The sequence below is a fragment of the Pinibacter aurantiacus genome, from assembly GCF_019130065.1.
Lineage (GTDB): Bacteria > Bacteroidota > Bacteroidia > Chitinophagales > Chitinophagaceae > Pinibacter > Pinibacter aurantiacus.
In genome coordinates, this window is record NZ_JAHSPG010000013.1 from 365,622 (window position 1) to 390,226 (window position 24,605).

19 protein-coding genes are annotated in these 24,605 nt (G+C 41.2%); 3 read left to right on the forward strand and 16 right to left on the reverse strand.

The features are described 5' to 3' along the window. Window positions 1-21 precede the first annotated feature (21 nt). From KTO63_RS17245 to KTO63_RS17265, 5 genes are all read right to left on the reverse strand, one after another. Window positions 22-3,411 carry a SusC/RagA family TonB-linked outer membrane protein gene (locus KTO63_RS17245; protein WP_217792662.1) on the reverse strand — a complete coding sequence of 1,130 codons (3,390 nt, stop codon included), beginning with the start codon at window positions 3,409-3,411 and terminating at the stop codon, window positions 22-24. A gap of 235 nt (window positions 3,412-3,646) precedes the next feature. Next, a complete protein-coding gene (locus KTO63_RS17250; RefSeq protein WP_217792664.1) occupies window positions 3,647-4,798 on the reverse strand; it encodes a FecR family protein in 1,152 nt (383 codons plus the stop codon). A gap of 64 nt (window positions 4,799-4,862) precedes the next feature. Then, entirely contained in the window at window positions 4,863-5,423 is a 561-nt protein-coding gene (locus tag KTO63_RS17255) for an RNA polymerase sigma factor (RefSeq protein WP_217792666.1), read from the reverse strand. A gap of 117 nt (window positions 5,424-5,540) precedes the next feature. Then, complete coding sequence (locus tag KTO63_RS17260) at window positions 5,541-6,053, reverse strand: hypothetical protein (protein WP_217792668.1); 513 nt, start codon at window positions 6,051-6,053, stop codon at window positions 5,541-5,543. After that, a complete protein-coding gene (locus tag KTO63_RS17265) occupies window positions 6,053-6,646 on the reverse strand; it encodes an OmpH family outer membrane protein (RefSeq protein WP_217792670.1) in 594 nt (197 codons plus the stop codon). The genes KTO63_RS17260 and KTO63_RS17265 overlap by 1 nt, the downstream gene beginning before the upstream one ends. Before the next feature lie 339 nt (window positions 6,647-6,985). On the opposite strand from KTO63_RS17265, the gene KTO63_RS17270 reads away from it, so the two are divergent. Then, complete coding sequence (locus KTO63_RS17270) at window positions 6,986-7,594, forward strand: tetratricopeptide repeat protein (RefSeq protein WP_217792671.1); 609 nt, start codon at window positions 6,986-6,988, stop codon at window positions 7,592-7,594. A gap of 131 nt (window positions 7,595-7,725) precedes the next feature. Here the strand turns inward: KTO63_RS17270 and KTO63_RS17275 are convergent, their stop codons facing one another. The 9 genes from KTO63_RS17275 to KTO63_RS17315 all read right to left on the reverse strand — a co-directional run bounded on the left by KTO63_RS17275 (window position 7,726) and on the right by KTO63_RS17315 (window position 20,147). Next, the gene (locus KTO63_RS17275; RefSeq protein WP_217792672.1) at window positions 7,726-8,931 is read right to left on the reverse strand and encodes a hypothetical protein; all 1,206 of its coding nucleotides are present in this window, start codon (window positions 8,929-8,931) and stop codon (window positions 7,726-7,728) included. A gap of 319 nt (window positions 8,932-9,250) precedes the next feature. Continuing rightward, window positions 9,251-11,176 (reverse strand): peptide-N-glycosidase F-related protein, encoded by a 1,926-nt coding sequence (locus KTO63_RS17280; protein WP_217792675.1) that lies wholly within the window; start codon window positions 11,174-11,176, stop codon window positions 9,251-9,253. A 218-nt stretch (window positions 11,177-11,394) separates the two neighbouring features. Next, window positions 11,395-12,915, reverse strand: coding sequence for a sulfatase family protein (locus KTO63_RS17285; protein ID WP_217792677.1), 1,521 nt, complete (start codon window positions 12,913-12,915; stop codon window positions 11,395-11,397). A 145-nt stretch (window positions 12,916-13,060) separates the two neighbouring features. Further along, on the reverse strand, window positions 13,061-14,389 hold the full coding sequence (locus KTO63_RS17290; RefSeq protein ID WP_217792679.1) for an alpha-L-fucosidase: 1,329 nt from the start codon (window positions 14,387-14,389) through the stop codon (window positions 13,061-13,063). A gap of 120 nt (window positions 14,390-14,509) precedes the next feature. Continuing rightward, window positions 14,510-15,985, reverse strand: coding sequence for a sulfatase family protein (locus tag KTO63_RS17295; RefSeq protein ID WP_217792681.1), 1,476 nt, complete (start codon window positions 15,983-15,985; stop codon window positions 14,510-14,512). A 128-nt stretch (window positions 15,986-16,113) separates the two neighbouring features. Beyond that, window positions 16,114-17,412 (reverse strand): L-fucose:H+ symporter permease, encoded by a 1,299-nt coding sequence (fucP, locus tag KTO63_RS17300; protein WP_232373223.1) that lies wholly within the window; start codon window positions 17,410-17,412, stop codon window positions 16,114-16,116. Between the two features lie 162 nt (window positions 17,413-17,574). Next, window positions 17,575-17,910 carry an L-rhamnose mutarotase gene (locus tag KTO63_RS17305; protein WP_217792683.1) on the reverse strand — a complete coding sequence of 112 codons (336 nt, stop codon included), beginning with the start codon at window positions 17,908-17,910 and terminating at the stop codon, window positions 17,575-17,577. 91 nt (window positions 17,911-18,001) lie between these two features. Continuing rightward, window positions 18,002-19,222: an enolase C-terminal domain-like protein gene (locus tag KTO63_RS17310; RefSeq protein ID WP_217792685.1), complete on the reverse strand. Its 1,221-nt coding sequence runs from the start codon at window positions 19,220-19,222 to the stop codon at window positions 18,002-18,004. A 160-nt stretch (window positions 19,223-19,382) separates the two neighbouring features. After that, window positions 19,383-20,147 carry an SDR family NAD(P)-dependent oxidoreductase gene (locus KTO63_RS17315; RefSeq protein ID WP_217792687.1) on the reverse strand — a complete coding sequence of 255 codons (765 nt, stop codon included), beginning with the start codon at window positions 20,145-20,147 and terminating at the stop codon, window positions 19,383-19,385. 136 nt (window positions 20,148-20,283) lie between these two features. On the opposite strand from KTO63_RS17315, the gene KTO63_RS17320 reads away from it, so the two are divergent. Then, complete coding sequence (locus KTO63_RS17320) at window positions 20,284-21,150, forward strand: AraC family transcriptional regulator (RefSeq protein ID WP_217792691.1); 867 nt, start codon at window positions 20,284-20,286, stop codon at window positions 21,148-21,150. Between the two features lie 158 nt (window positions 21,151-21,308). Here KTO63_RS17320 and KTO63_RS17325 read toward each other — a convergent pair whose 3' ends face one another. After that, the gene (locus KTO63_RS17325) at window positions 21,309-22,874 is read right to left on the reverse strand and encodes a tetratricopeptide repeat protein (protein WP_217792693.1); all 1,566 of its coding nucleotides are present in this window, start codon (window positions 22,872-22,874) and stop codon (window positions 21,309-21,311) included. Between the two features lie 146 nt (window positions 22,875-23,020). Here KTO63_RS17325 and KTO63_RS17330 point away from each other — a divergent pair, with 146 nt between their 5' ends. Beyond that, on the forward strand, window positions 23,021-23,407 hold the full coding sequence (locus KTO63_RS17330) for a VOC family protein (protein ID WP_217792695.1): 387 nt from the start codon (window positions 23,021-23,023) through the stop codon (window positions 23,405-23,407). Between the two features lie 16 nt (window positions 23,408-23,423). Here the strand turns inward: KTO63_RS17330 and KTO63_RS17335 are convergent, their stop codons facing one another. Continuing rightward, complete coding sequence (locus tag KTO63_RS17335; RefSeq protein WP_217792697.1) at window positions 23,424-24,605, reverse strand: DUF3179 domain-containing (seleno)protein; 1,182 nt, start codon at window positions 24,603-24,605, stop codon at window positions 23,424-23,426.

The following is a 24,605-nucleotide window of genomic DNA, read 5'->3' on the forward strand; positions in this document are numbered from 1 at the left end:
AATTCATGGAAACCCAGGATGTTAAAATGTTGTTTGGAGCGAAAAAGAAAACTTTCTTGAAAACGGATAATTCAATCCACGTTCAACTCTTATAGATGATAGCATAAAGACATCATTCATATAAAAGCCACAACGCAAACGCTCCATACCAATGCTTTTTACAAATTTCCATCTGTAGAAATCGTACGAGAGATTTACCGAAGCGAGGCTGAATTCGTTCCTGTTCTGCACAAACCGGTCGCTGGGCTGGGTTCTCGTGTATTTTACAGTGTAAGTGCCATCAGGGTTTTGAACACTCACGGCCGCAAGGGACTTGTAAGGTTTTACATCACCCGGCTTTTGCCATGTGCTGTTTAAAACCCTCTTATCCACGTTAAAACTCATGTCCACATTTTCAACCCTGTCTACCAGTGTTTGGTTGTATAATTGAGCACCATAGAGATACCTGAAAAACACGTTTAATCCCAGGCCTTTGTATTCGCCATTGAAACCAAGTGTTCCGGTTAATTTTGGCATGTTGTCGCCCACCACCACCTGGTTAGCCGCAGAATAAGTGTAGGTTTTGTTTCCGCTTTTATCCAGGTAAATCTCCTGGCCATTTGCGGGATCTATTCCCATTGACCGAACTGCCCAGATCGAATTCATCGACATGCCTTCGTAATATTTAACAACCGCCTTATTATTAAACTTGTCGTCTGCAATCTTATCCTGGGCTTCATTGTAAGCCCTTAACGCATCTGAAATGGAAACGATCTTATTCTCGTTATGAATGGCCGATGCAGTAACTGAAAAGAATGACCTGGTTTTCGGGTTGGCGTAAACGGTATATGTAAGCATTCCTTCAATACCCACGTTCCTTATTTTGCCGAGGTTTTCTTTCACTGAAGCAAAGCCCGTAGAAGGAGCAACGGAGTAATCAATCAGGGTGTTCTCGGTATTGCTCTGATACACATCAATACGGCCCACCAATTTTTTCTTTATCGTAAAATCAAGTCCTACGTTGTAATCCATTTTCTGCTGCCATTTCAGGTCCGGATTGGCAAGACCCATCAGGTAAGCACCGAGATAATTCTGATACACTTTATCGAGCACATATTTGTAAGTGGCAATGGATTGATAAGAACTAAAGTTCTGTGAACCGGTTGAGCCAACTGATCCACGCAGTTTCAACCGATCAAACAAGTTCAGATTTTGTACCCATGTTTCATTTTGAATGTTCCAGCCAACACCTGCGCTCCAAAAATTCCCCCATCTGTTGTTGGCACCAAATTGCGAAGACGCACTCGCCCTGTATGTTGCATCTGCAAAAAAACGATTGTCGTACGAATAGTTGACTACAGACAGCACACCAACATCGCGGGAGGTTCCTTCTGTACCTGTTGGGCGACTATTATATTTCGCGTATTGATTGGCAAATAAAATATCGGTCATTCTATCATTGGGAAATCCCTCAGCCTGGTACACCACTTCTTCAAAACTATTTTGACTCATGTTGCCACCTAAATTGGCAAAGAAGAAATGTTTGTCGCGGAACACCTTTGAGTAATTGATATTAAGGTCGCCACTGAATCTAACCTGGTCGCCTTCATTGCGTTTATAAGAACCCTTTCTGAAGAAGTCTGCTCCGGTGTAATTATCAAACTTTGAATAGTTGGCCGGATAAAACTCATCAGCCTGATTTTTTGTAGCCGTTACGCCGGCTCTTAAAGTAGTTTTCAATCCTGGCAGGATTGTCATTTCAGTATAGAAATTATCCGTAACGTCTATGTAGTCATTTGTCAGTTTAATATTGAGCGTTGAATTATACAATGGATTGGGTGCATATAAATTACCAATGCCAATGTATCCTGTGTAGGGAATGATTCCGGTTTCAGCATTTTTCTTTATGATGCCAAACTGGTCATACGGTGTCCAGTAAGGATTCATTTTCGAATAGTCACCAAAGCTTCCATATGGCGAGTTTGTGCCTTTGTTGCTTGTAACACTAAGGATATCGCGGAATAGCAATTTCTTGTATCGGTAGGATAATGCAATTGACGTTGCGAAAGTGTTTCTCGATGACCCTTTCATTACGCCCTGAATATTGTTGTAGGAAAAATCGGCGATCACGTTCAGATTTTTTTCACCGAGTTCGACTGACAGTGCATGTTTTTGTCCCAGGCCATTGCGCAGTGGCAAAGAAGACCAGTCGGTGTTTACACCCGCCAGCACTGCAGAAAGATGGCTGTTATATTGCTGATCCAGCGTTAGCTGCGTTTGAAAGTTAGGAACCACCGTGGGGTTTTGAGAATACATACCGTAGATCTTTTCGGCCTGCAACTTTTCAGCAGAGTTCATAAGATTATAGCTCGAAAGATCGGGCATTTCCCAATCGAGGCTTCCACTGTAAGATATTTTCGCCTGGCCGCCGGTGAGTTTTTTTGTTTCAATAACCACTACCCCGTTGGCAGCTTTCGATCCGTACAAGGCTTTTGCAGAAGCATCTTTTAAAATAGTAACACTCTCAATGCGGTTCATGTCGAGGTCAACCACTTTTGTAAGACTGGCTTCAAAACCGTCGAGAATGAAAAGCGGCTGATTGGGGTTGTTAACGTATCCTCCTTTCAAGTCCACATCCTGTTGTTGCGGAAAAGAAGAAGTTCCTCTTAAATTCATATCGGGCATTTGATTGGGATCAGAGCCCATTGTGAGATTATCGAATATCATCAGGGAGGGTTCCAGAACCTTAAGGCTTTGCATAAGGTTCTTATTGTTCACTTTGAACAGATCTTCTTTGGACAAAACAGTTACAGCACCTGTAAAACTATTTTTATTCCTGTTAACGATACCGGTCACCACCACATCGCCCATTCCGGTAACCTTAGGGGTTAAAGTCACATTCATAACAGGTTCTCCCGAAATCACCACTTCTTTTGTTTTCATACTTGCTCCGCTAAATACAAGTACCTTATCTGTACTGGTTACAGACAGTTGATAAAACCCATCCGCATTGGTGGCGGTTCCCCTGATAGTTCCTTTTACAGTTACCGATACACCGGGCACAGCCTCACCGGTTTCATTGGTAACGCGCCCTTTTATAATGCGGTCCTGTGCTGACTCATATTCATTTGCATTCGATTTAGGAGGATTGTCCTTTTGTTTAATGACTATTTTTTTTCCCTCAATAGAATAGTTGAGGTTTTTACCATTCAGGCAACGTTTCATCACATCATCCAGTGAAGCATTTGATACTTCGATGGTAACTTTTCCTGCGCGGTTCAATGTTTCATCCTTGCAGAAAAAACTGAAATTCGTTTGCCTGTTAATTTCTTTAAAAACGGTTTGTAATGAAGCATCCCTTAATGAGAGACTGATGTTTTGGGCTTTGATGGACGCCAATGTGAATAAGGTACTCAGAAGAACCAAAGTCATTTTTAATTTCATAAGCATACATACTTTGCTTGATTCCCGTTACACTGCTTGCAGATGCAGCGTGAACGTGATCAAATGTTCGTAATAGTTAGTTTTGATATAATAAACCGCCAATTTCTTTTTGGCAGGGTATTAGCTGTGGCAGTTGTTAAGCATAGACATTTCGCGCATGTTGAATCTGTAGTTGGGCACCTCCTTTTTTAGTGATAAAAAAATAATTTAAAATGCGTCGATTCTAGAATTGAACAACGATCTTTTTATTTTCAATTTTAAACTTAATGTCTTCTGTTTCCATCAAACTCAGCACTTCTGACACATCGCTGTAGCGACTCACTATCCCTGTAAATGTTTCATGGCTGATCGCTCCTTTGTATTCAACCTCCACGTCGTACCACCTGCTGATCTGGCGCATAATGGTTATGATATCCTGGCTGCTGAAATTGAAGGTGCCGTTTTTCCAACCCATCACCGATTCAAGGTCAACATTCTTTTTAACGTTTAGCTTTCCGTCATTCAGCTGAACCTGTTCGCCCGGCACAATAACAGCAGATTTGTTGTGCTGTAAATCTGTAAACCGAATGCTTCCTTCCAACAGTGTTGTATTCATCTGCGGTTCGTCAGCATAAGCATTGATATTAAAATGGGTTCCGAGCACTTCCACTTCTCCTTTGCCTTCAATGTTTATCTTAAATGGCATGTCTTTATTTCTAGCCACTTCAAAATAAGCCTCTCCGGTAATTTCCACGCGTCGCACGTCTCCGGTGAAACTGGTTGGATAACGAATAGAACTGCCTGCGTTTAACCATACCTGTGTGCCATCAGGCAGTGTGATCTGGTACTCTCTGCCTTTTGGCGTTCTCACTACGTTATAAACCACTTCATTGCCATTACCTTCATACACCAATGCGCCATTATGTACTTTGGCTGTAATGCCGCCTTGCAAAGCCACCACACCACTTTTTATTGAATCCAATAATACTTGCGAACCGTTTGCAAGGGTAAGTATCGCACCATTATTACCGGGAACGATCTCTGCTTTTGCCTGCGCTATGCTGGTTGTGCCAGTGTCCTTTCTGTTATTTGTCCAGATGAATGCTCCAATGCCCAGCGCCAGTATAACAGACGCAGCAGCCACCCAACTCCATCGGCGCAGCGTGCGCACGGGATGTACGTCAGGCATAACATCTTCATGATGAATCTGCTGAAGGATTCTTTCTTTCATTTGGCTCTCCAGCAGCTCCCGCATATTTTCTACAGGTGCAGGCACCTCCACCACTTCGTCATGGAATGCATAATACCATTCGTTTACCAGTTGCTTTTCCGCATCTGTAGCAGTGCCATTCAAATAGCTATTGATGGCAATTTTAAGTTGTTCAGAAATCTCCATTGTATCGCTTCTTATAGTAAAGTGTAAAAAGAGAGGTGGAACACGTACGTGAAACAAAAATTTTTTAAAAACCCCAGGAGAACATCACTTTGAGTGAATTTCGGAGAACACGAAGCGCTTTTGATAGTTGTGTTTCAACAGTGCGGGGAGAAATATTCAGTTCGTTGGCAATCTCCTTCACGGAAAGGCCCTCTCCGCGGCTGTATTTAAAGATCAATCTGCATTTTTCCGGCAGCTTGTCCGTTTCGTCATTTAAAAAAGAGAGCAGGTTTTTGTAGTCTATTTGCTCCTCTACCGTTTTGTGCCCGGCCTCTTCCGATCCGACAAGCCCATCACTCAAAACGGTTCGGCCAGATTTACGCAAATGTGCAAGGGTCATGTATTTAACAGCGGAAGCGAGGTAGCTTTTTAAAGAATGAACCTCCGCCCTGTTCCGGTTGCTCCACAAACTGGTAAAAGCATCCTGGACAATATCCTGTGAAAGGTGAATATCTTTTGTGCGGTTGTAAGCTATGGCATACAGCAGCTCCCAGTGTTGGCTGTATATGTGCGTAAAAGCCGACTCATCTCCTTGCCGCATGCGCAAAAGCAGTTCTTGTTCGTCGTATGATTGAATGGCGGCCAAGTTTTGGTATTAGTAATAGATGATCAAACTTATTGAATTATTGGAAATGGCAATCACTGACAAAAAATAAATTGTGGAATAAAAAATGGAGACGAAAACAAGACTTCGTAATCGTTTCTAGTGCCTATTCCCAAAATCAACAATTGGTGAAGCTGAGCTACAGCCATTAAAAAAACGTAAAACGTCTTCTTTTTTCTTACCCAGGTACCCCGACTCGCACCTTGGCAATCCATTTATGTATATTATGTACAATGGCTGGGTAGCACTATTAAAACTGGCTATCTCGTATTGCAAGTTAATATCCCCCATCGTATGAAAACTATCGCCGTGAACCCTGGATTTATCGTCTACATATTGCACAACTATGGTGTACTCACTAAGCGCTTCGAAAATTTCTGAATTATTAATTAGCGGGCTATCCAAAATTGTTGTGCTTTTCATATTCCAGGCTGTGAATAAAAGCAGCGTTTTTTTCTTTGCAATTAGCTGATTGATCTGGAAAGAATCAAGATTATACCTAATATCAAGACATTCGATGCTTTTACATTCGTCTTTGGGATTTCTATTCCCGGAAATGTTTTTACAAGACGCCAGAATTACACCAATCACAATTATGAAAATCTTCTCCACTAGTCCTTTCTATTTAGTTTTTGGATAACATATAATGTAATATCATTCATTCTGGCAGGAGCACTAACAGCAAACACTCGTGTATAGCCCATTTCAACCATGACCTGCTGAACCGCCTTGTTTATCTCTTTTTCAAATTCCTTCACGCTTGCTTTCATTTCTTCCTGAAGAAAATGCTTGTTCTGACGCTGCGCCCTTTGAATCTCTTTCTTTTTCTCTTTCGCCTTTCGATTAATTTCAGACAGATTTTCTTTACTGTTATTGCCTACAGACTTAAGTTCTGCAACTTGTTTATCCAGCTCCTCTATATCTTTTTTATAAACGGAATCTACCTGTTTTAAGCTGTCTGCCATACTTTTTATGTAACGGCTATACCCTGCAAACTTTTGCCGCGCTTCCTCATAGTTCATAAAAGCATCAGTCATTGTATGGGTCAGCATTTCAGGAGATTGCAAACCAATACCCTCCTGCTTGATCATCCTTTCCGGGTATTTTTCCTGCGCAAAAACACCAGTTGTTCCAAACAGCAGCAATGCGATTATTGCAAACAGCAATTGTGATAAACGCTCGTAAGCAGTAATAGAGAGATTCATACAAAAAACCTTCTTTGATTGCAGATAACGCAACCTATTTTTTAGGGTTACTAAAACGGATCAATTGAGGCGGCAGCCGGGTTCTCAATTTCTTACAACCAACTTGCCAACATATTTACTTAGACCGAAATTCAAAAAAGTGCCCCAAATAACTTCTACTTTTTCTGAATAAAAGGCCCTATTTCTGCCAGTTCTTCTTTTATTGCAAATACGGAAATGATACTTCCTTGGATTAAAAATAATTCCCTATGTTCGCTATCACCTTTTTACCTCTCTTGCGATGGTGATAGTTTCATATTAAAACAAGTCAGCAAGAGTATACCTTTACAAAATATAACCATGAAACAAATGGATTTTAAGGCAATTTTAATTTCAATTTTGATACCGGCTTTTGGCTTCTGTCAGACAGCCAAAGAATTTGCAGTGAATGGAATTGCAAAATTTAAAAACAAAGATTACGAGGGTGCCATTTTAGATTATAATAAATCTATAGAGCTGGATTCAACAAACTCAACTGTGTTCTATAGCCGCGGATTAGCGTATTCAAAACTTAATAATTTCCAAAGCGCGATTTCAGATTATACAAAGTCGATTCAATTAAAAAACGACCCGGCTACTTACTATCTTAGAGCTTTAGTGAAGGTCGAGTTAAAAGACTACAAAGGTGCGCTTGAAGATTTGAACAATGCTTATGAAGCAAAAAAAGATAGCCCGATTTTCTATTGTTTGCGAGGGGACTGTAAATATTCAACGAACGACTACAAGGGAGCAATTAGTGATTTTGATAAAGCTATTGAATTAAAACAGGATTTCGCCAACGCATATGTTTTGCAAGGATTGGCATATCTTAAGCTAAATGAAAAAGACAAAGCATGCCTGGACTTCAATAAAGCCAAGAGCCTAAACTCAACAAAGGTGGATGAATTGATACAAAAAAATTGCAATTAGAACGGCGTGTTAAACCGGAAACAGGCTAACCGACTTACACGCAATTCGACATGTTCCGCGGGGCATACCGAACAGCATGTAAGCCATCATAGCAACTCGTTGACAACATTTCCTAAATGCCAGTCTTTTCATCAAATAATTCTTGCATTTCTAAAATTGTCGCTATAAAAAGGCTCAAATCCGTCCAGCGACGGGGAAATATATTCCATGTATAATTTTTGCAGATATTGTTTATACTGCTCTTCGTTATCAATATTGATCACAGAATTAGTCGTTAAGCCATTCTTCACAAACTCAGTCAGTTTCTTGTATTGTTTTTGTAAGAACAAACTCCTCATCTGAATGTCATAATATTGCCCCCTTTCAAACATCATCGTACTATCTAACAGCAGTGATTTTTTAAGCCTTAAGTAAATCTGAACCAGTGAATCTGCGTTTTTATAATCCCTTTTGTTTAAATAGAAGCTTGCCAAAAATATTTTCGCAAGTATTGAATCCTTTTGAAAAGGCGAACGACAACTGTTCCTATTCAATTCCTGTAAATCACCCTCCCCAACTTCTTTATATAAATGTGGGGCCAAGCCAAATAAACATTCTCCCGGAAACTTGTTTGTGTACAAAGAAATGTATTTTGATAACAGAGGGCTTTTTTCAATTGTAAGTCTCTTTATAATTGTTCGCAACGAAACCTGGGCATAGTAATTCGCACTAATTAGTTCGTCAAAGATTTTTAGTGACTTGTCCGTTTCATTGGCTATTAAATATTCATTTGCCAATAAAAACTTCAACCTTTGGTTGTGTGGAGATTTACTAAGCCTTTCGATTAGACTATTGATATTCTTTTTTGTCGATTCAGGACTTACACCGCTTAAACTTCCCAAATAATAGACTTCGCTTGATTGAATCTGATAAAGTTCATCCCTCTCGTCCGTAATTGACCTGAGCAGTTGTAAATGCAATTCGTTATCCAGGTTGTGTGGATATTCATTTAGCCGAAAAACTGCATACTTAACATAGTTGCTGGCGTTTTTGTCTTTCAGCTCAAATCCATAAAAGTCATTCTCAATTAATGTATCCAGACTAAAGTTTCTTTTGAGCACTTCGCAGGAACTGTCATACATTGATCGATTTAAATAAAATATTGACAACTCCAGTGGATTGCTGCTATCTACAGTTGAACTACTGCCGTTCAATAAGGCTATGAAATTTTTTGAAACATTTGTACTTGTTTGAGAAACATTGGCGATATATTTCTTATTGCTTTTCGAATTATTATTGCCACAGCCAACAACAATAAAAGTTGCAAAAACAAATGCTGACAAAAATCCATTTTTCATATTTGCCTGCCTCCATTTTAAGTGAGTCTATTTACAATTTTGCTTCTTTAATCTTCGCTAGTTCAGCTAATACTTGCGGTATTTCGTCGGAAACGAATGAGCTTTTAATTTTTGCAAAAAACATATCACTATATTCTTGCGAAGCAAGGTTACTTCTTATGAGATAATAGTCTTGAACAAAACCCTCAATCAAATAGAAATCACTGTCACCTATCGTTTGTTTCATTCGCTCGTTTCCTAACCTGCCAAAGGCATCAACATCTCCGTTGAACCTTTTGAAAATTTCTATTTTCTCAATTGTCAGCATAGCTATTGCATTCTACTTTTTCTTGTTTATTCTGCCCTTAAACTTGCTTACGCCATCCATGAATACTTCTACAACAATTCTTCCTGCCGGAAGGTGGGTAAGATCATAATTGAACACAGCATTTTTGATCGCCTTGTATTCATGTTTTTGCCATACAGTACCATCTACAGTGATCTGTACAGTCATGTTGCTTAGTTTGTTTGATACAACACTCAATTGCGTTTGATCGCTAACCAATCTTGGATAAAGTGAGAATGCATGTTTTCCCAGTACAGTGTCGGGAGCAAAACCCGGAACTGCTTTAAAACTCAGCATTTCACCATTGCCGCAGTCGCTCTCAAAAGCATGGATGAGGTTTCCTTTCATGTCGAACAGGCGCAGATATCCATCTCCGTTTTGAGGTTCTGCCCAAAATTCCAGCCCATCTCCTGCACTGTCAGTTAGGCTCAAAGTATATTTTCCTTCCGTAAGGCGAAGCGTATCTGTATAAAGCGTTTTGGCTTCGAGTTGTGAAGACTTTTTCTGAAAGATCGTATCCAGCTTATTATTAAGTAAGAACAGGCTGTTGTCTTTCGGCTTGTTATTCGTAAGCAGCTTCAATACAAATTCAGACGGCAGCTTTTCCGGAGCCGTAAATGACGCTTGCATTGTATTATCTCCCGTCCAGGCATCTTTTTTTCCATTGGGTTTGTCAAGCAACACGCTGAAAGTATTTTGCCCGTCTTTCTCCTGAATTTCACCCGGCAGTATTATTTCTGCCACTTTGTTAAAAGCAAGATCGCCTTTCCATTGAAACGTTTTCTTCTCAAAACCTTCCGTTCCGTACACAATACGGACTGAACGGAGATTATCGGCACCAAGATTTCGTATAGAAATGCGGGGCGAAAAGCTTGCAGGGTTCAAACGGAAAAAGCGTTGTTCATCAGTAGGTACCATAATGGCCTCAACAGCCACATCTGTCTTTTGCCGCGGTGCGGAATACTGGAACAAATAAGCGGAAATATTTTCAACGGCCTGTATATTGTCTGTTGCAGTGTAAGGTTCCATTTGCAATGACAATTCATGTTTGCCGGGTTTTGTAAATACATCAATTACATCGGGGTTTTGCAGATCACCGGGACACCAGTATGCACGATCATATATCCATGTGCCCCCTTGCGGATACAACGGGTTGCCACCGCAATCTTTCCACATGTTGCGAAAATCAACGGTGCTTCCATCAAACTTAATGGTTCGCCAGCGGGTGCAAAATTCGCTGCAGCCACGCGGCTTATCCATCCCGTGTCCCGTATGTTGAATGCGTACACGATTGATACCGGCGTCGCGTACAGACTCATAATGAACCGGCAGCAGGCTGTCTTCTATCTTTTCTTTGGGATCGCCATATTTGTATCCTTTATTCCAAAGAGGCACTATGCCGAGCGGTGTAACAACCGGTGGTCCGGATAAAATTTCGAAATCAATCGTCAGCGCCCATCCCACTGTATTGTCTTCGTATCCGGAATGCGTATAAACTATTTCTGCACTGTCGCGTAGGTAAGGAGCAAAATCAGTAACATCGACCTGCCATTTCCAACTCCAACCTTTATTGTAAATGCTTCCGTAAGGAGTCAGCATCCTGCCTAGCTCATAATCCAGCACCGTTCCGGATACGCCCCCCTTCCGGCGCAAGACAATATGATCAAGGTAATCCCAATGGGCAGTACGCAAGCTATCGGGACTTCCCAAAGTAAGGTTCATCGTGATCTTACGCACAGGATAGCTCGCCGAAGGAAACACACCCCATGCCGGATAAGGATTTTCCCCTTTCGGTGCACAGATAACGGTCGCGCGATTATGTGTAATAACATGGGTTACCACAGGCTTTTGGGCCAAAGCACCCATAGAGAAAAAAGCAAGCAGCAGGAATAATACAGGTTTTGTTTTCCGCAGATCCATTTTGTAAATTTATAAACTTAGAATATTATTTGTATTAAAGAAGCCTGTTCAATCAAGACATAAAAACATCCAACAGCAGAATTAACTCGGAAGTTTCACAGATTCAAATTTCTTATACCCAGAAGCCGCTTACTTTTATTTCTCCTGCAACACAGAAAGAATTCTTAATTCCTAATTCCTGATTCCTGATTGGCGGCCAGGGCGAATGCGATTCGCCCCTACGGGCTTAAAACTTTCTCTGCTTCTACATCAGCATACAGCTTCACCAATTCATTCAACCGTGTCATCAGCTTTGCCTGTTCTTTTTCATATTTCTTGTCACCGAAAACATTATGCATTTCATGCGGATCTTTAGAAAGATCATACAGTTCCCATTTATCAGCTACCTGGTAAAAACGGATCAATTTATACCTTGAGGTCCTTACACCGAAATGAGGCACTACTGAATGCTCACCCCATTCGTAGTAATGATAATACACCGCATCCCTTGTCTTGTATTCTTTATTCTTAAACAATGGCAGCATTGACTTGCCTTGTATTTCCTTTGGTACGGAAAGCCCTGCCAAATCAAGCGCGGTTGGTGCAATGTCTATATTCATCACCAGGTCCTTGTATACCGTTCCTGGTTTAATCACTTTTGGAAACCTTGCCAGCATTGGTGTTTTCATGGACTCCTCGTACATAAATCTTTTGTCGAACCATCCATGCTCTCCCAAATAAAATCCCTGGTCGGATAAGTAGATAACAAGTGTGTTTTGTGCAAGATTATTTTTATCGAGGTAATCCAATAACCCACCAATATTTCTATCAAGTGAAGCAGCCGTGCTTAAATAATCATGGATATACCTTTGGTACTTCCATTCTGTGAGCGCATTGCCTGTTAAGTTTTTTGATAAGAAATCTTTTTCAATCGGCTTATAGTAAGCATCAAATGCTTTGCGTTGCTCAGCATTCATACGTGTATAGTTCTCTTTGCCAAATCCGGTATCGGGCAATACTTTTAAGTCATAACCCAATCGCATGGTGTGGGCAATGTTCATGTCTTGATGCGCGGCTGCATAGCGACCGTCATAATTATCGTAAAAATTGGGCGGCAATGGATATTTGATATTGTCAAAACGACCAAGGTCCTGCATGTCAGGAATCCACACTCTGTGCGTGGCTTTATGCCCCACTACTATACAGAACGGTTTAGAAGTATCTCTGTCCGTTAACCACTTCTCCGCCATGTCAGTGATGATGTTGGTTACATATCCTTCTTTCCTCACTGTGGTTCCATTCATTTGAATAAAATCCGGATTGTAGTAATGCCCCTGACCCGGCACTATTTCCCAATAGTCAAATCCCTGCGGTTTTGTTTCGAGATGCCATTTACCCAACCATGCAGTTTGATACCCTGCAGCTTTTAATCTTTTTACAAACACATCCTGGCTCGCATCAAACTTACTTTGGTTGTCTTTGAATCCGTTTATATGGCTGTATTTTCCGGTAAGCAGACAAGCCCTGCTGGGACCGCAAATCGAGTTGGTTACAAATGCATTTTTAAAAATGGCTCCTTCCTTTGCAAGCCTGTCAATGCCCGGTGTAGGCATCATCTTACTGCCATATGCACCAATGGCCTGGTAAGCATGATCATCTGAAATGATGATTAAAATATTAGGTTGTTTGTTTTGCGCTTTAGCAAACAAACATGAGAGAAAAAGAAAGATCAACAAAAATTTTCCTGCCAGTTGTTTCATACTAAGTAAAAATTCAAAAGTCAAAAGTAAAAAGTCTGTATCGTTTTGTAAATCAAAAAGAAAAATTAAAAAGTCAAAAGTCAAAACAAGTAGCGGTATGACCGCATTAACGCTTTTTGACTTTTGACTTTTTAATTTTGACTTCTTAATTTCTCGCCATCACCGGAATATCTTCCACACTCTTATCTGCTTCTAACACAATCACTGTATCATTAGCATCAGCAACCAATGTATCGGGAATTTGCAATTCAATGCTCGTTGCGTTTTCCGTAACACTTATTGGAGTGCCTGTAATTGAATATGCTTTTTGTATGTGAACGCCTGGAATAGCAGCCAGCGTCAAATGTTTATTAGAAGCATTCAATAGATGTATGTAGATCTTATTGCCTTTTCTTGTAGAGGCAAAACTGCTATCAGGAGTAAATGGTCCGCCGAGAGTTCCGTAAATGGAGGCGCCATTTTGTTTTAACCAATCTCCCATTGCTTTCAGTTGCTTTACTTGTCTCGCTTCCATGCGTCCGTCAGGCATTGGCCCTACATTAAATAACAAATTGCCATTGCCTCCGGCAGTGAGCGCAAGCGTACTAATGCATTGTTTCAAAGGTTTCATAGCATCGTTTGGTTTCCACGCCCATTGATTGCAAATGGTAATACACGATTCCCATGGAAACGACATGTTTAACTTGCCGATCTTTTGCTCGGGTGTTGCGTAGTCGCCAACAGATTGATCACTAAGCGTTACATGATCGCCCTTTCCCAACCTGTTGTTTACCACCAACGTTGGATCCAGTTTCTTCAGGTATGCATATATATCTTTCCCATACTCATTCGTCCATGGCTGTTCCCAATTCCCGTCGAACCAAAGCAAGAACGGATGATAATTATCGATCAGTTCTTTCAACTGCGATTTCATGTATTGAACAAACTTGTTCATGTCCCCGTCAGGCGCCATGCCTTTGCCGTCGTTGTGTACGGGATATGAACGTTCGTACCAGTCCAACACCGTATAATAAATACCAAACTTAATGTTGTACTTCTTACACGCTTTTGCCAATGCTCCCACTACATCTTTTTTAAACGGCGTTTGCATGATGTTGTACTTTGTATATGCTGTGGGCCATAAGCAAAAGCCGTCGTGATGTTTGGCGGTTATCACAATGTATTTCATGCCCGCATCTTTAGCTGTTTTAACCCATGCATCGGCATCAAATAAAACGGGATCAAATTCTTTGTACAAGCTATCGTAGTCGTTTTGCGCCACCTGGCGATTTCTCGACCATCCTATTTCTGTTCCCCGTAATGTTACAGGCCCCCAATGTATGAACATGCCAAAACGAAGATCCATAAAGTCTTTCATTGACTGTTTATTCACCGCTGGCAATGCTGGCACATTCGGGCCTTGTGCATGAGACAAACCGATCAGGCATAATAACAAGCCGCAAAGAAGGCTTATCCTTTTTGTGTTGTTTCGCATATTAATTAAGGTGGTTTTGCTTTTGAGTTTTGCTTTTGAGTTTTGAGCTTTGAGTTCTGAGTTCTGAGTGAGTGGCTCCATTCTTCCTACTCAAAACTCATAACTCATAACTTACAACTTTTACTTCGTTTTATTAATGTATGCCGGCTCGCGAACTTCCGCGCCGGTAGTTTTGGTAAGGTCATCTCCTAACGATTGGCGATACTTATCGGCTATCGCTTCCAGCTCTTTCACTATTTCAGGATGAGCATTTTGCACATCATGTGTCTCGCCCGGATCGTGAGCCAGATCATACAATGCTTTTGGCACATTCATGTCTGCATAGCCGCCCGGATATCCATCTTTGCCGGGCATATAGGTTTTGTATGTTTGTCCTTTGTGCGGAAAAACAAGTTTCCAATATCCTTTACGCACACCCTCTAAACTGTTACGTCCGTAGTAGTACACAAATTCCTCTCTTGGATTTGCATCAGGCTGCTGGAACAATAGCGACTGAATATCTACACCGTCAATTTTATTTTGTGGCAATGGTGCTCCTGCAAGTTTTGCAATAGTTGGCAGCAGGTCGATTGTAGATGAAAGATTGTTGCACACAGAGCCGGAAGGGATCTTGCCTGTCCAATGCATAATGCAAGGTTCTTTTTGTCCACCGTCCCAGCTGGTTCCTTTGCCTTCTCTAAGGCCAGCGGTATTACCTGCATGATCACCGAATGTTAACCATGGGCCATTGTCGCTGGTAAACACCACCAAAGTATTTTGATCTAAGCCCTGCTCTTTTAGCGTGCGCATAATTTCGCCGATGGCCCAGTCCACTTCCATCATCACATCAGCAAAAAGTCCTTTGCCGCTTTTGCCAAGGAAGGCCGGTGATGCATAAATAGGCACGTGCACCATCGAAGGAGCAAGGTATAAGAAGAATGGCTTGTTTTTATTTTCTTTAATAAACTGGCAGGCACGCTTTGTGTAAATGCCTGTCAGCTCTCCCTGGTCTTCTAATGTTTGAATATATTTTATTGGAGTATCTCCGTCAAGCAAAGGCAAAGGAGGATATTTAAACTGAGGTTTTGTGGAATCTTTCATTGGCTTGCCATCATACCCAACGGGCCACATGTCATTTGAATAAGGCAAACCCAAATATTCATCAAAGCCATAGTGAATGGGCCAGTAAGGTGCTTTGCCTCCCAAATGCCATTTACCCACCATGCCGGTGCGATAACCCACTTTTTTCAACATAGAAGCGATGGTCTCTTCATTGGGATTCAGTGCCCTGTTTTCCCACGGCATGAATGCGCCGGAAATGCCGAGCCTGTTGGGATAGCAACCTGTAAGCAAACCGCACCTTGAAGCTGTACATGTAGCCTGAGCTGCATAAAAGTTTGTAAAGCGCATGCCTTCCGCTGCCAGCTTGTTGATTTGTGGCGTGTGATACGGACCGCCGTTGTAACATTCAGGATCGCCATATCCCATGTCGTCCATGAGAATGACGATGAAGTTGGGGCGCTTACCAACAGCTTCACTTTTGGCACGTTGTCCGTAGCTTATACTACTAATCAACAACATCATTGCCAGGAGTGATTTCAAAAATGTACTTTTCATCTTTCGGTTTTAATATCGCCGACGAACACTATTGTTCGCCGGTGACAAATAACTGATATTTTAATCCAAGTTTGATAACAATATTGATGATTCGATGTTTTTTATTACCAGCCGATGTTCAAATAACGCTAGGCAGTCTCTAAGTCTTTAACATTTACTGTTTGCGGTTTCTTATACGCTATTCGCGATCCTTTTTTTGCATAGTATATTACATACACATAACAAGCTACCGGAAACAGGTACGACAAACGAATATCTCCCCTATCCGACAATATGCCCATCAACGGCGGCACTATTGCACCACCTACAATTCCCATGATCAACAATGAAGAAGCTGCTTTTGTATAAGCGCCAAGATCCTTAATGCTCAATGTGAATATCAGCGGATACATAACGGAGGTAAACAAACCTACCAATACGAGCAAGTACAACGACCAATAACCCGGCGCCAATATTGCCAGTCCTACACATGCACAGGCTCCTCCCGCGGATATCACCAACATGCGCGGAGCCGGAGCCTTTTTGAGCAGCCACGAACCGCTCAACCTGCCCGCTAAAACGAGTAACATGAACAACGAAATAAACAAGGCCGCTTTCCTTTCTCCCAACCCTTCCAGGTTCATTGATTTTGCATAACGGATAAAGAAACTAACAATGCCTACTTCTGCTCCTACATAAGCGAAGACCGCCAATGCGCCGAGGTACGCATGCCTGTAACGAAAAACATTTTTGAATTTATATTGCTCATCAGTATTCTCCTGAATGGAGGGCAGTTTTATAAACAGAATACAGATTGACACCAATAAAAAAAACACGGCCAAAGCAATGTAAGGCAGCTTTACAAGCGAGGCTTCGTTTGTGAGGAACTGATTCAATTGCTCCGGTGGGTATGCGTTGATCTCTGCAGTGGAAACATCTTTTTCATGTAGCAATAATAATGAGGCAACATATGGGGCTCCTATGGCACCACATGAACCTATCGCTGCCGACAAGCTCAACCTGCTTGATGCGCCTTCAGGCGCGCCTAACTTTGCGACGTAAGGAGTGGCAGCCGTTTCCAAAAATGTAAAACCTGCTGCCATAATAAACAACGCACCCAAAAACAACGGATAGTATCGTGTTTGCGCGGCTGGATAAAACAGGCAGGCTCCTACACATGCAATCACCAAACCAGCTACCATGCCGGCTTTATATCCTTTGCGACGGATATACATTCCCGCCGGCAGCGCCAATAAAAAATAGGCACCAAAAAAAGCGGATTGAATAAAAGTTGATTGTACATCAGTAAGTCTGCAGGCTCTTTTCAAATGCGGTATTAAAACATCATTGATGTTTCTGCACATGTTCCATAAAAACATCAACGTCATTACGATGATAAAGGGCACTATGTACTTCTCGTTTTTGTTTCGAGGTAATTGATTTTCCATTGTTATGCAAGCAATACGTTTTTAATTCAATTAATAATCAATAGAGCTGCATCCCCTATTGAATCTAACAGCTCTAATTTTTTAAACAGTTTTGCAACACCGTTTCTATCTGCATGTCACCCTATTAATTCTTAATTATTAATTATTAATTTTTAGTTGACCTTACAGTCTGAAAATTCGTTTCATCTCCACCCAATGCTCATCAGGTGCAGCAAATGCCGGCCTCTGCTGCAGCGTATTCATTAGTGCTGCCCATTCTTTCTGACGCGGCAAGCTCGCCATTTTTTCAAAGCCACTTTTCAACTCAAATTCATCAACCGTTTCCATCAACATCACCAGTCTTGTCGACACACGGTAAATATCCATCGTTAATATGCCACACGCTTTAATACCTTCCGGAATCTCCGGCCATATTATATCTTGTCGATGATAATGTTCATAGGCTTCTATCAACTCATCATCGTTCTTTAAGTCAAGCGTTAAGCAGAATTTTTTCATGGATTGAATTTTTAAGTTTTGAATTACATCCTATTCAGGGCGAATTCAATTCGCCCCTACGGGCGCCCCATTTTCAACTTTCAATTTTCAATTACTTCAAATCACAAGAACTCCCCGGCTCCTGGGGTGTTTCATACACGCCGTTCTTCACAATTACCGGATGTACAAAATGTTTTTGCAAATGCGGAATATGTTCCAGGAACAAGGCTTCGTGTCCCATGCTAATATGATTGAACAACACAAGGTGCTGATGCAATTGTCCCATATCTCCCACATGCGGCACTACAGGCACGCCATATTTTTTTGCCAACAAGCTCACGGTAATAAACTCACTTACACCACCAACCCTCACGGCATCTACTTGTATAAACCCGGCACACTTAGCCTGCAAATAATTTTTAAATATCAGCCTGTTTGGCACGTGCTCACCCAAAGCCAACTTCATAGGAGCAATGGCATCCGCCAACACTTTATGCGCAAACACGTCATCGGGGTGAGTTGGTTCTTCTATCCAATAAGGATTCATCGGCCTCAACATTTCGCATATGCGCAATGCCTGGTTCAATGTCCATTGCTGATTGGCATCCAGCATAATCTTTGCATCATGGCCCATCGCTTCTCTTACAATATGCGCTCTTCTTACATCTCGCTGAGAATCTTCACTACCCACTTTCAACTTCACCGCATTAAAGCCTGCATCGATTGCTTTTTTACAATTTTCTTTTACTTTATCGTCGCTATAGTTGAACCAACCAATAGAGGTATCATATCCTGGATATCCTTTTTCGATGATCGACATCCTTCCATTGGCATGTTCCTGTTGCGCACGCAACATTGTTTTCGCCTGCTCTTCGGTAAGCTCTTCATCCAGGTAACTTAAATCAAGTGTGGCAACAACTTCTTCCGGTGTTAACGTTGTCAGCAATTTCCATAATGGCACTCCTCTTTTTTTTGCCCACAAGTCAAAGCATGCGTTGGTAACCGATGCCAGCGCAAGTTGCACCACTCCTTTATGTGGACCTAGCCAACGGAACTGTTGCTCATTGGATAATGCTCTCGAGAGTCTTCCAAAGTCAGACATTATTTCTTCTATATCCTTTCCCTCTAATTGTTGTGCATAAAATGATGCCGCTTTGCATACCAGATCGTTTCCTTCTCCTAAAGTAAATGCCAATCCCACACCTACCAGTCCGCTATCATCTACCAGGTTTGTTACGGCATATGAATACACGGGATCTTTATGAATAGCATCACTACCCGCACCCGCTGCCAATGGAAATCTCCTGTCATCAATTCGTATATGTTTGATCATTGTTCCTTTTTTTAGCTTAATTCTTAAGAAGTTTTGACTGATTCGCAAATTTGAGAGCGAATGCAATTCACAAATTTGAGGGCGAATGCAATTCGCAAATTTGAGGGCGAATGCAATTCGCCCCTACTGCACCCCATTTTCAACTTTCAATTTTCAATTTTCAACTCCTCCTATAACCCAATTCCGCACCACCACTCACAGGCATAATACAACCTGTTACGAACGAGGCTTTATCGGAACATAAAAACACACATGCGTCTGCAATTACATCGCCCTGCGGGCAAAACCCAAGCAAATGAATATCGTTTAAATAATTTTCAATCTCTTCGGTATTCCTTTGTTCGTCTGCCCACTTGCGCAACATAGGTGTCCACACACCCGCCGGTGCCACTGTATTCACTCTTATACCAAACGGCGCATAGTCTATTGCCATGGATTTTGTCAGTGCATTTACTGCGCCTTTAGTAGCAGCATATACCGCATGATCTGCCTGGCCCATGCTGCCAACCATACTGCCTGTATTGAGTATGCAGCCACCGCTGTCCTTTAAATATTCAAGTCCGTATTTTGTAGTGAGATAAATACTGAAAAGATTTACGTCCATTAATCTTCGCCATTCCATCATGGACGTTTCGTGCAGGGCCTTCGCCGGATTTGCGATACCTGCATTGTTATGAATGCAGTTAAGTACACCGTAACGGGAAATAACTTTTTCTATGGCATCTTCTATTTGTACAGCGTCCGACACGTCGCAAACAACACCCATATGATCGTTGCCTATTTCCAGCATCAGACTATTTAATGCAGTGGCGTCAACATCCAACACCGCAACCAAAGCACCTTCTTTCACGTATGCTTTTACGCATGCATATCCAATTCCGCTGGCACCGCCCGTAACCAGGATAACTCTTTTTTCCAATAACATATAGCAACAATCAATTTTCAGTAACAAAAAAAGAGATAATTATCAAGCAAAGATTTCGTTTCGTTTCCAAAACCTGCACTATTTTACCATTAATAATCTACTTTTATTGTTCATAAAGAATATTTACAGCTGGCATATGAAACCAATTCTTCTTAAAATAACGTCGGGTCCTTCGGTATCATTCAGTGCCCGGACCGATGCTAAATCTTACAAGAACAATAACTGGCATTACCACCCGGAGATTGAATTGATCCATGTGGTAAAAGGCGAGGGTACTTTGTTTGCAGGAGATGGCATGCATTATTTCAAAAATGGCGATTTGGTATTGATTGGCAGCATGTTGCCGCATTACTGGAAATTCGATGATCCCTACACCCTTACCGAAAAGCCTTTAAAATCTTACATCGAACTGACACAATTCAGGGATGATTTTTGGGGGAAAAATTTCTTAGAGCTACCGGAAAATCAAAAAATAGCTTCTCTTTTGGAACGGGCTCAAAAAGGAATGGTGCTGAAAGGTCCCAAAACATTAGCTGTCAAAAACCTTTTGAAAGACCTGACCACCGCGACTGAAACGAGGCGTATCATTTTGTTGCTGGAAATATTATACACTCTTGCTGAATTCAGGAAGTGGCAATACATAGCATCTGATTACAGCAGTGTTACTTCTGAAGTACAATCCGACCGCATCAATGCTGTTTACAATTACACACTTCGCAATTTCAAAGAAAAGATCAATATCAAAACACTGGCTGACATAACCAACATGACGCCCAATTCATTTTGTCGTTATTTCAAATCCTGCACACGTAAAAGCTACTCGCAGTTCGTAATGGAACTCCGTATTGGTCATGCCTGCAAGTTATTATCCGAAGGAAGAAAAAGCATTAAAGAGGTTTGCTACGAAAGCGGATTCAACAGCTTCACATTATTCAACCGCCAGTTCAAAAAATCAAAAGGACTGCCGCCTAATGAGTACAAGAAGAGCATGCAACTCGAATAATTTGAAAATTTGAAAATGTGCTAATTTGAAAATTCTTTATGTGCGACTTTCATTATAAATTCGACACAGGTTGTTCCGCATGAATGAATGAGAATTGATAAGCATGCCGAACAGAATGCATTTTCAAATTTTCAAATCTTCAAATTTTCAAATTAAACTCACCTGCATTCTCTATCAATTTCAGCATCTCTGGAATCGCCGAGAGCTATACCTTTTGCATAATCCTCACAACCTCCTTTTTTGTCTCCACTATTTATTTTTGACATAGCCCTGAACCGCAACGCCTGCAGATTTTTAGGTTCGCTTTTAAGGACCATGTTAAAATCTTCAATGGCACCCTTGAAGTCATTAAGATTTGCTCTGACCTGGCCGCGGCCGTTGTAACTTCTTACATTGTTAACTGAAGAATCCAATTTAATGGCAGCATTGAAATCTGCTAATGCCTCCTCAAAATCACTAAGCATTAATCTGCAAAGGCCACGATTATAATAACCATCCAAATTCGCAATATCCATTTGAAGGGCCACATCGAAATCTTTGATCGCGCCCAGATAATCTTTTAGTTCAAGTTTACTATAACCGCCATGTAAAAAATTCTCGACGTCCGCCCAACGAAAATGTCGCGCCTGTTCAAAGTCTGCAATAGCGGCTGCATAATTTTGTAAATGATAATTGGCGATGCCTCTGTATGAGAAATACTCACCGATATAAGGGTTCATGGCAATTGCCTTATCAAAATCTTTTATTGCACCTTTTGTGTCGTTCATTCTTGCTTTTGACACTCCTCTGTGCGAATAATAATAGTCAGATGGTTGCAGATTGATTGCCGTGTCATAATTAGCAATTGCTTTTGCATAATTTTCCAATTGTCCATAAGCATTGCCGCGCCGCGCATACAAGTCAGCCTGATCGGATTGCATACGAATAGCCTTGTTGAGATAATTAAGTTGCAGATCATATTTCTGAGCGCTTTCCGCTTCTTTTGATAAAGCAACATAATCGTCGAGGATCAAATATTTGCGGCACCCCATTTTAGCAATCTTAACTCGCAGAGACTCTTGAAATAACATTGCTTTTTCCAGGTCTGCACATGCACCAACAGTATCTTTCAATCTAAATTTTGTGCTCGCCCGGTTTAAAAACACCTCTTCCATATCATGTTCTATTTCCAATGCCTTGTTGTAATCGTTTAATGAAGCCGTATAATTATGCAAATGAAAATTGGCTATACCACGGTTCAAATAAGGGCTTGCATAATTAGAACTAAGATCGATCGCCCTGTTGAAATCTTTCACTCCTCCAACATAATCTTCAAGCATTGTTTTTGTCAAACCCCGATTGTTATAATTTTTGGGATCGTAGGGAGAATGAAGCACTTGTTTATCATAATCCTCCAACGCACCTTTATAATCCATCACATTGAATTTTGCGGTGGCGCTGTAATAAAAATCATTGGTATTGGTAGGATCAAGCTCCTGCGTTTTATCAAAATCCACAATTGCCTCATAATACCTGCCCATGCGAAAAAACACAAGACCTCTGAGACTATAGCACTGGGATTCGTTGCTGTCGAGCACAATGGCTTGACGTAAAAAACCGAGCGCAGCATCATAATCCTTCGCCTGGTATTTTTTCACGGCCTGATTATAATACATCTCAACGGTTTGACAGTAAGAGAAATAAGTATTCGTAAAAATGAAAAAGAATAGTAATAGATTTTTCATAGGTTAAAGTTGTAAGAGGTCCAAAATTTGCATGGTTTACCTACAAATAACATATTTTCATTCCAACATAGCAAAAATTGTGAACTATTGCAATTCATTACAACCAAACATTTTTATCCAAAAGCTAATCAGCAAAAAATTCGTTTATGAAACCAAAAAAAATATGGGCCAATTTCAGCGTTCAAAACCTGGAACGCACCACCACATTTTATAAACAACTTGGATTTAAACACAATGGAGCGTCGGAGCAATTGACCAGCTTTTTCTTTGGCGACGAAAACTTCATCATCCACTTCTTTTTAAAGGACATACTTGAACTCGCTATGAAAGGGCCAATAGCTGATGCAAAAGCCGCAAATGAAATTATTTTCACCATTTCAGCAGATAGCAAAGAAGAAGTCGACAACTGGGAAAAAGAAATACAGCAAGCCGGCGGAATAATAGTTTCCAGACCCGAAGAATTTGGAAAAAATTATTACGGTTTCGTATTTGCAGATCCCGATGGCCATAAGTTCAATGTGTTCTATATGTAACCGGTTAACCACAACTCTAATCCCTCATCGTATATGGATGAAACGTGTGCCACGAGTGCCAAAACTCCTGGTATGCCTGTACTGCGCTCAATTGCTTTCCCTGCAAAGGGCCGCTTATACATACACCTGAACTGTTCCACAGTGAATGCGTATCAATGTCTGTTATTTCACCATTACTTCCACCCTTTTGAAAGTTCAATGCATTGCCGTTAATGGTTCTGTTTAAAACATGAAAGGATGCCGTATCTGCATCGAGTGTAATAAGCAAAGGCAACCCGGGTATTGAATCCTGGATCATTTTCTGCTGCACGAGCACATTCCAGTCATAAGCTTTCGCCTCATCATTATGCACCACGCCCACTACCCACGATTTGAATTTCCATGAACCGGAATCTCTTTTTTCAAGACCACTTGCAATGATGCCTTTATCGTAGGCTGCAAGATCTGCGTATTGTTTATTGAAAATAGTATCGGGCTGCAGGACCGCAGAGTTTGGATGTGATATTAACCAGGTAGATAATGTAGATTGCTGTGAAGGAATTTCCGTTAACCGTTTTCCTTTCAATTTTCCTGCAATGGCTTCACCGGTTACTTGTCGCCACCAGCTTTTCGTAGTAGCATCTTCAAACATAGCATTGAAATGATCCATACCAACGAGGCGGAAGTTTTCGGGCTTGCCATCAACCATAGGACTGAATACCCTGCCTGTTCTGCAAACGGTGCAATAGGTAATCATTACTGGAACATTGCCTACTGTATCTCTAACCTGGTGATGGTAACCAATGATCTGAACAGGATAGGCTTTGGCTTCCCCATTTATTTCTACACCAATTACAAGTTTATCGTTGCTTACATGATTGGCAGCTGCCTGGGCAAACGTAGTGGTAACAGGTTGGTAAAACATCTTATCTGCCTGGAACCTGTAGTTAAACATGAAAAAAATAAAAGCGTACAACAACAATGGAATAGTTACGACAACCTTCTTCCAAATTTTAGAATACTTAAACACCTGCCATACAGGGTATGCGATCAACAGCAAGCCTACTATGCGCAACCACTTGATATTGTTGTGCAGCCAGTATGCAATATCTATTGTATCACTTTTTTGACTGCCGGGAAATGGCATGATGAAATACACTCGCAATATTTCAACCGCAAAAAGAAGTAAAAGACCAAAGAGAAGAAGGAATCTTTTCAT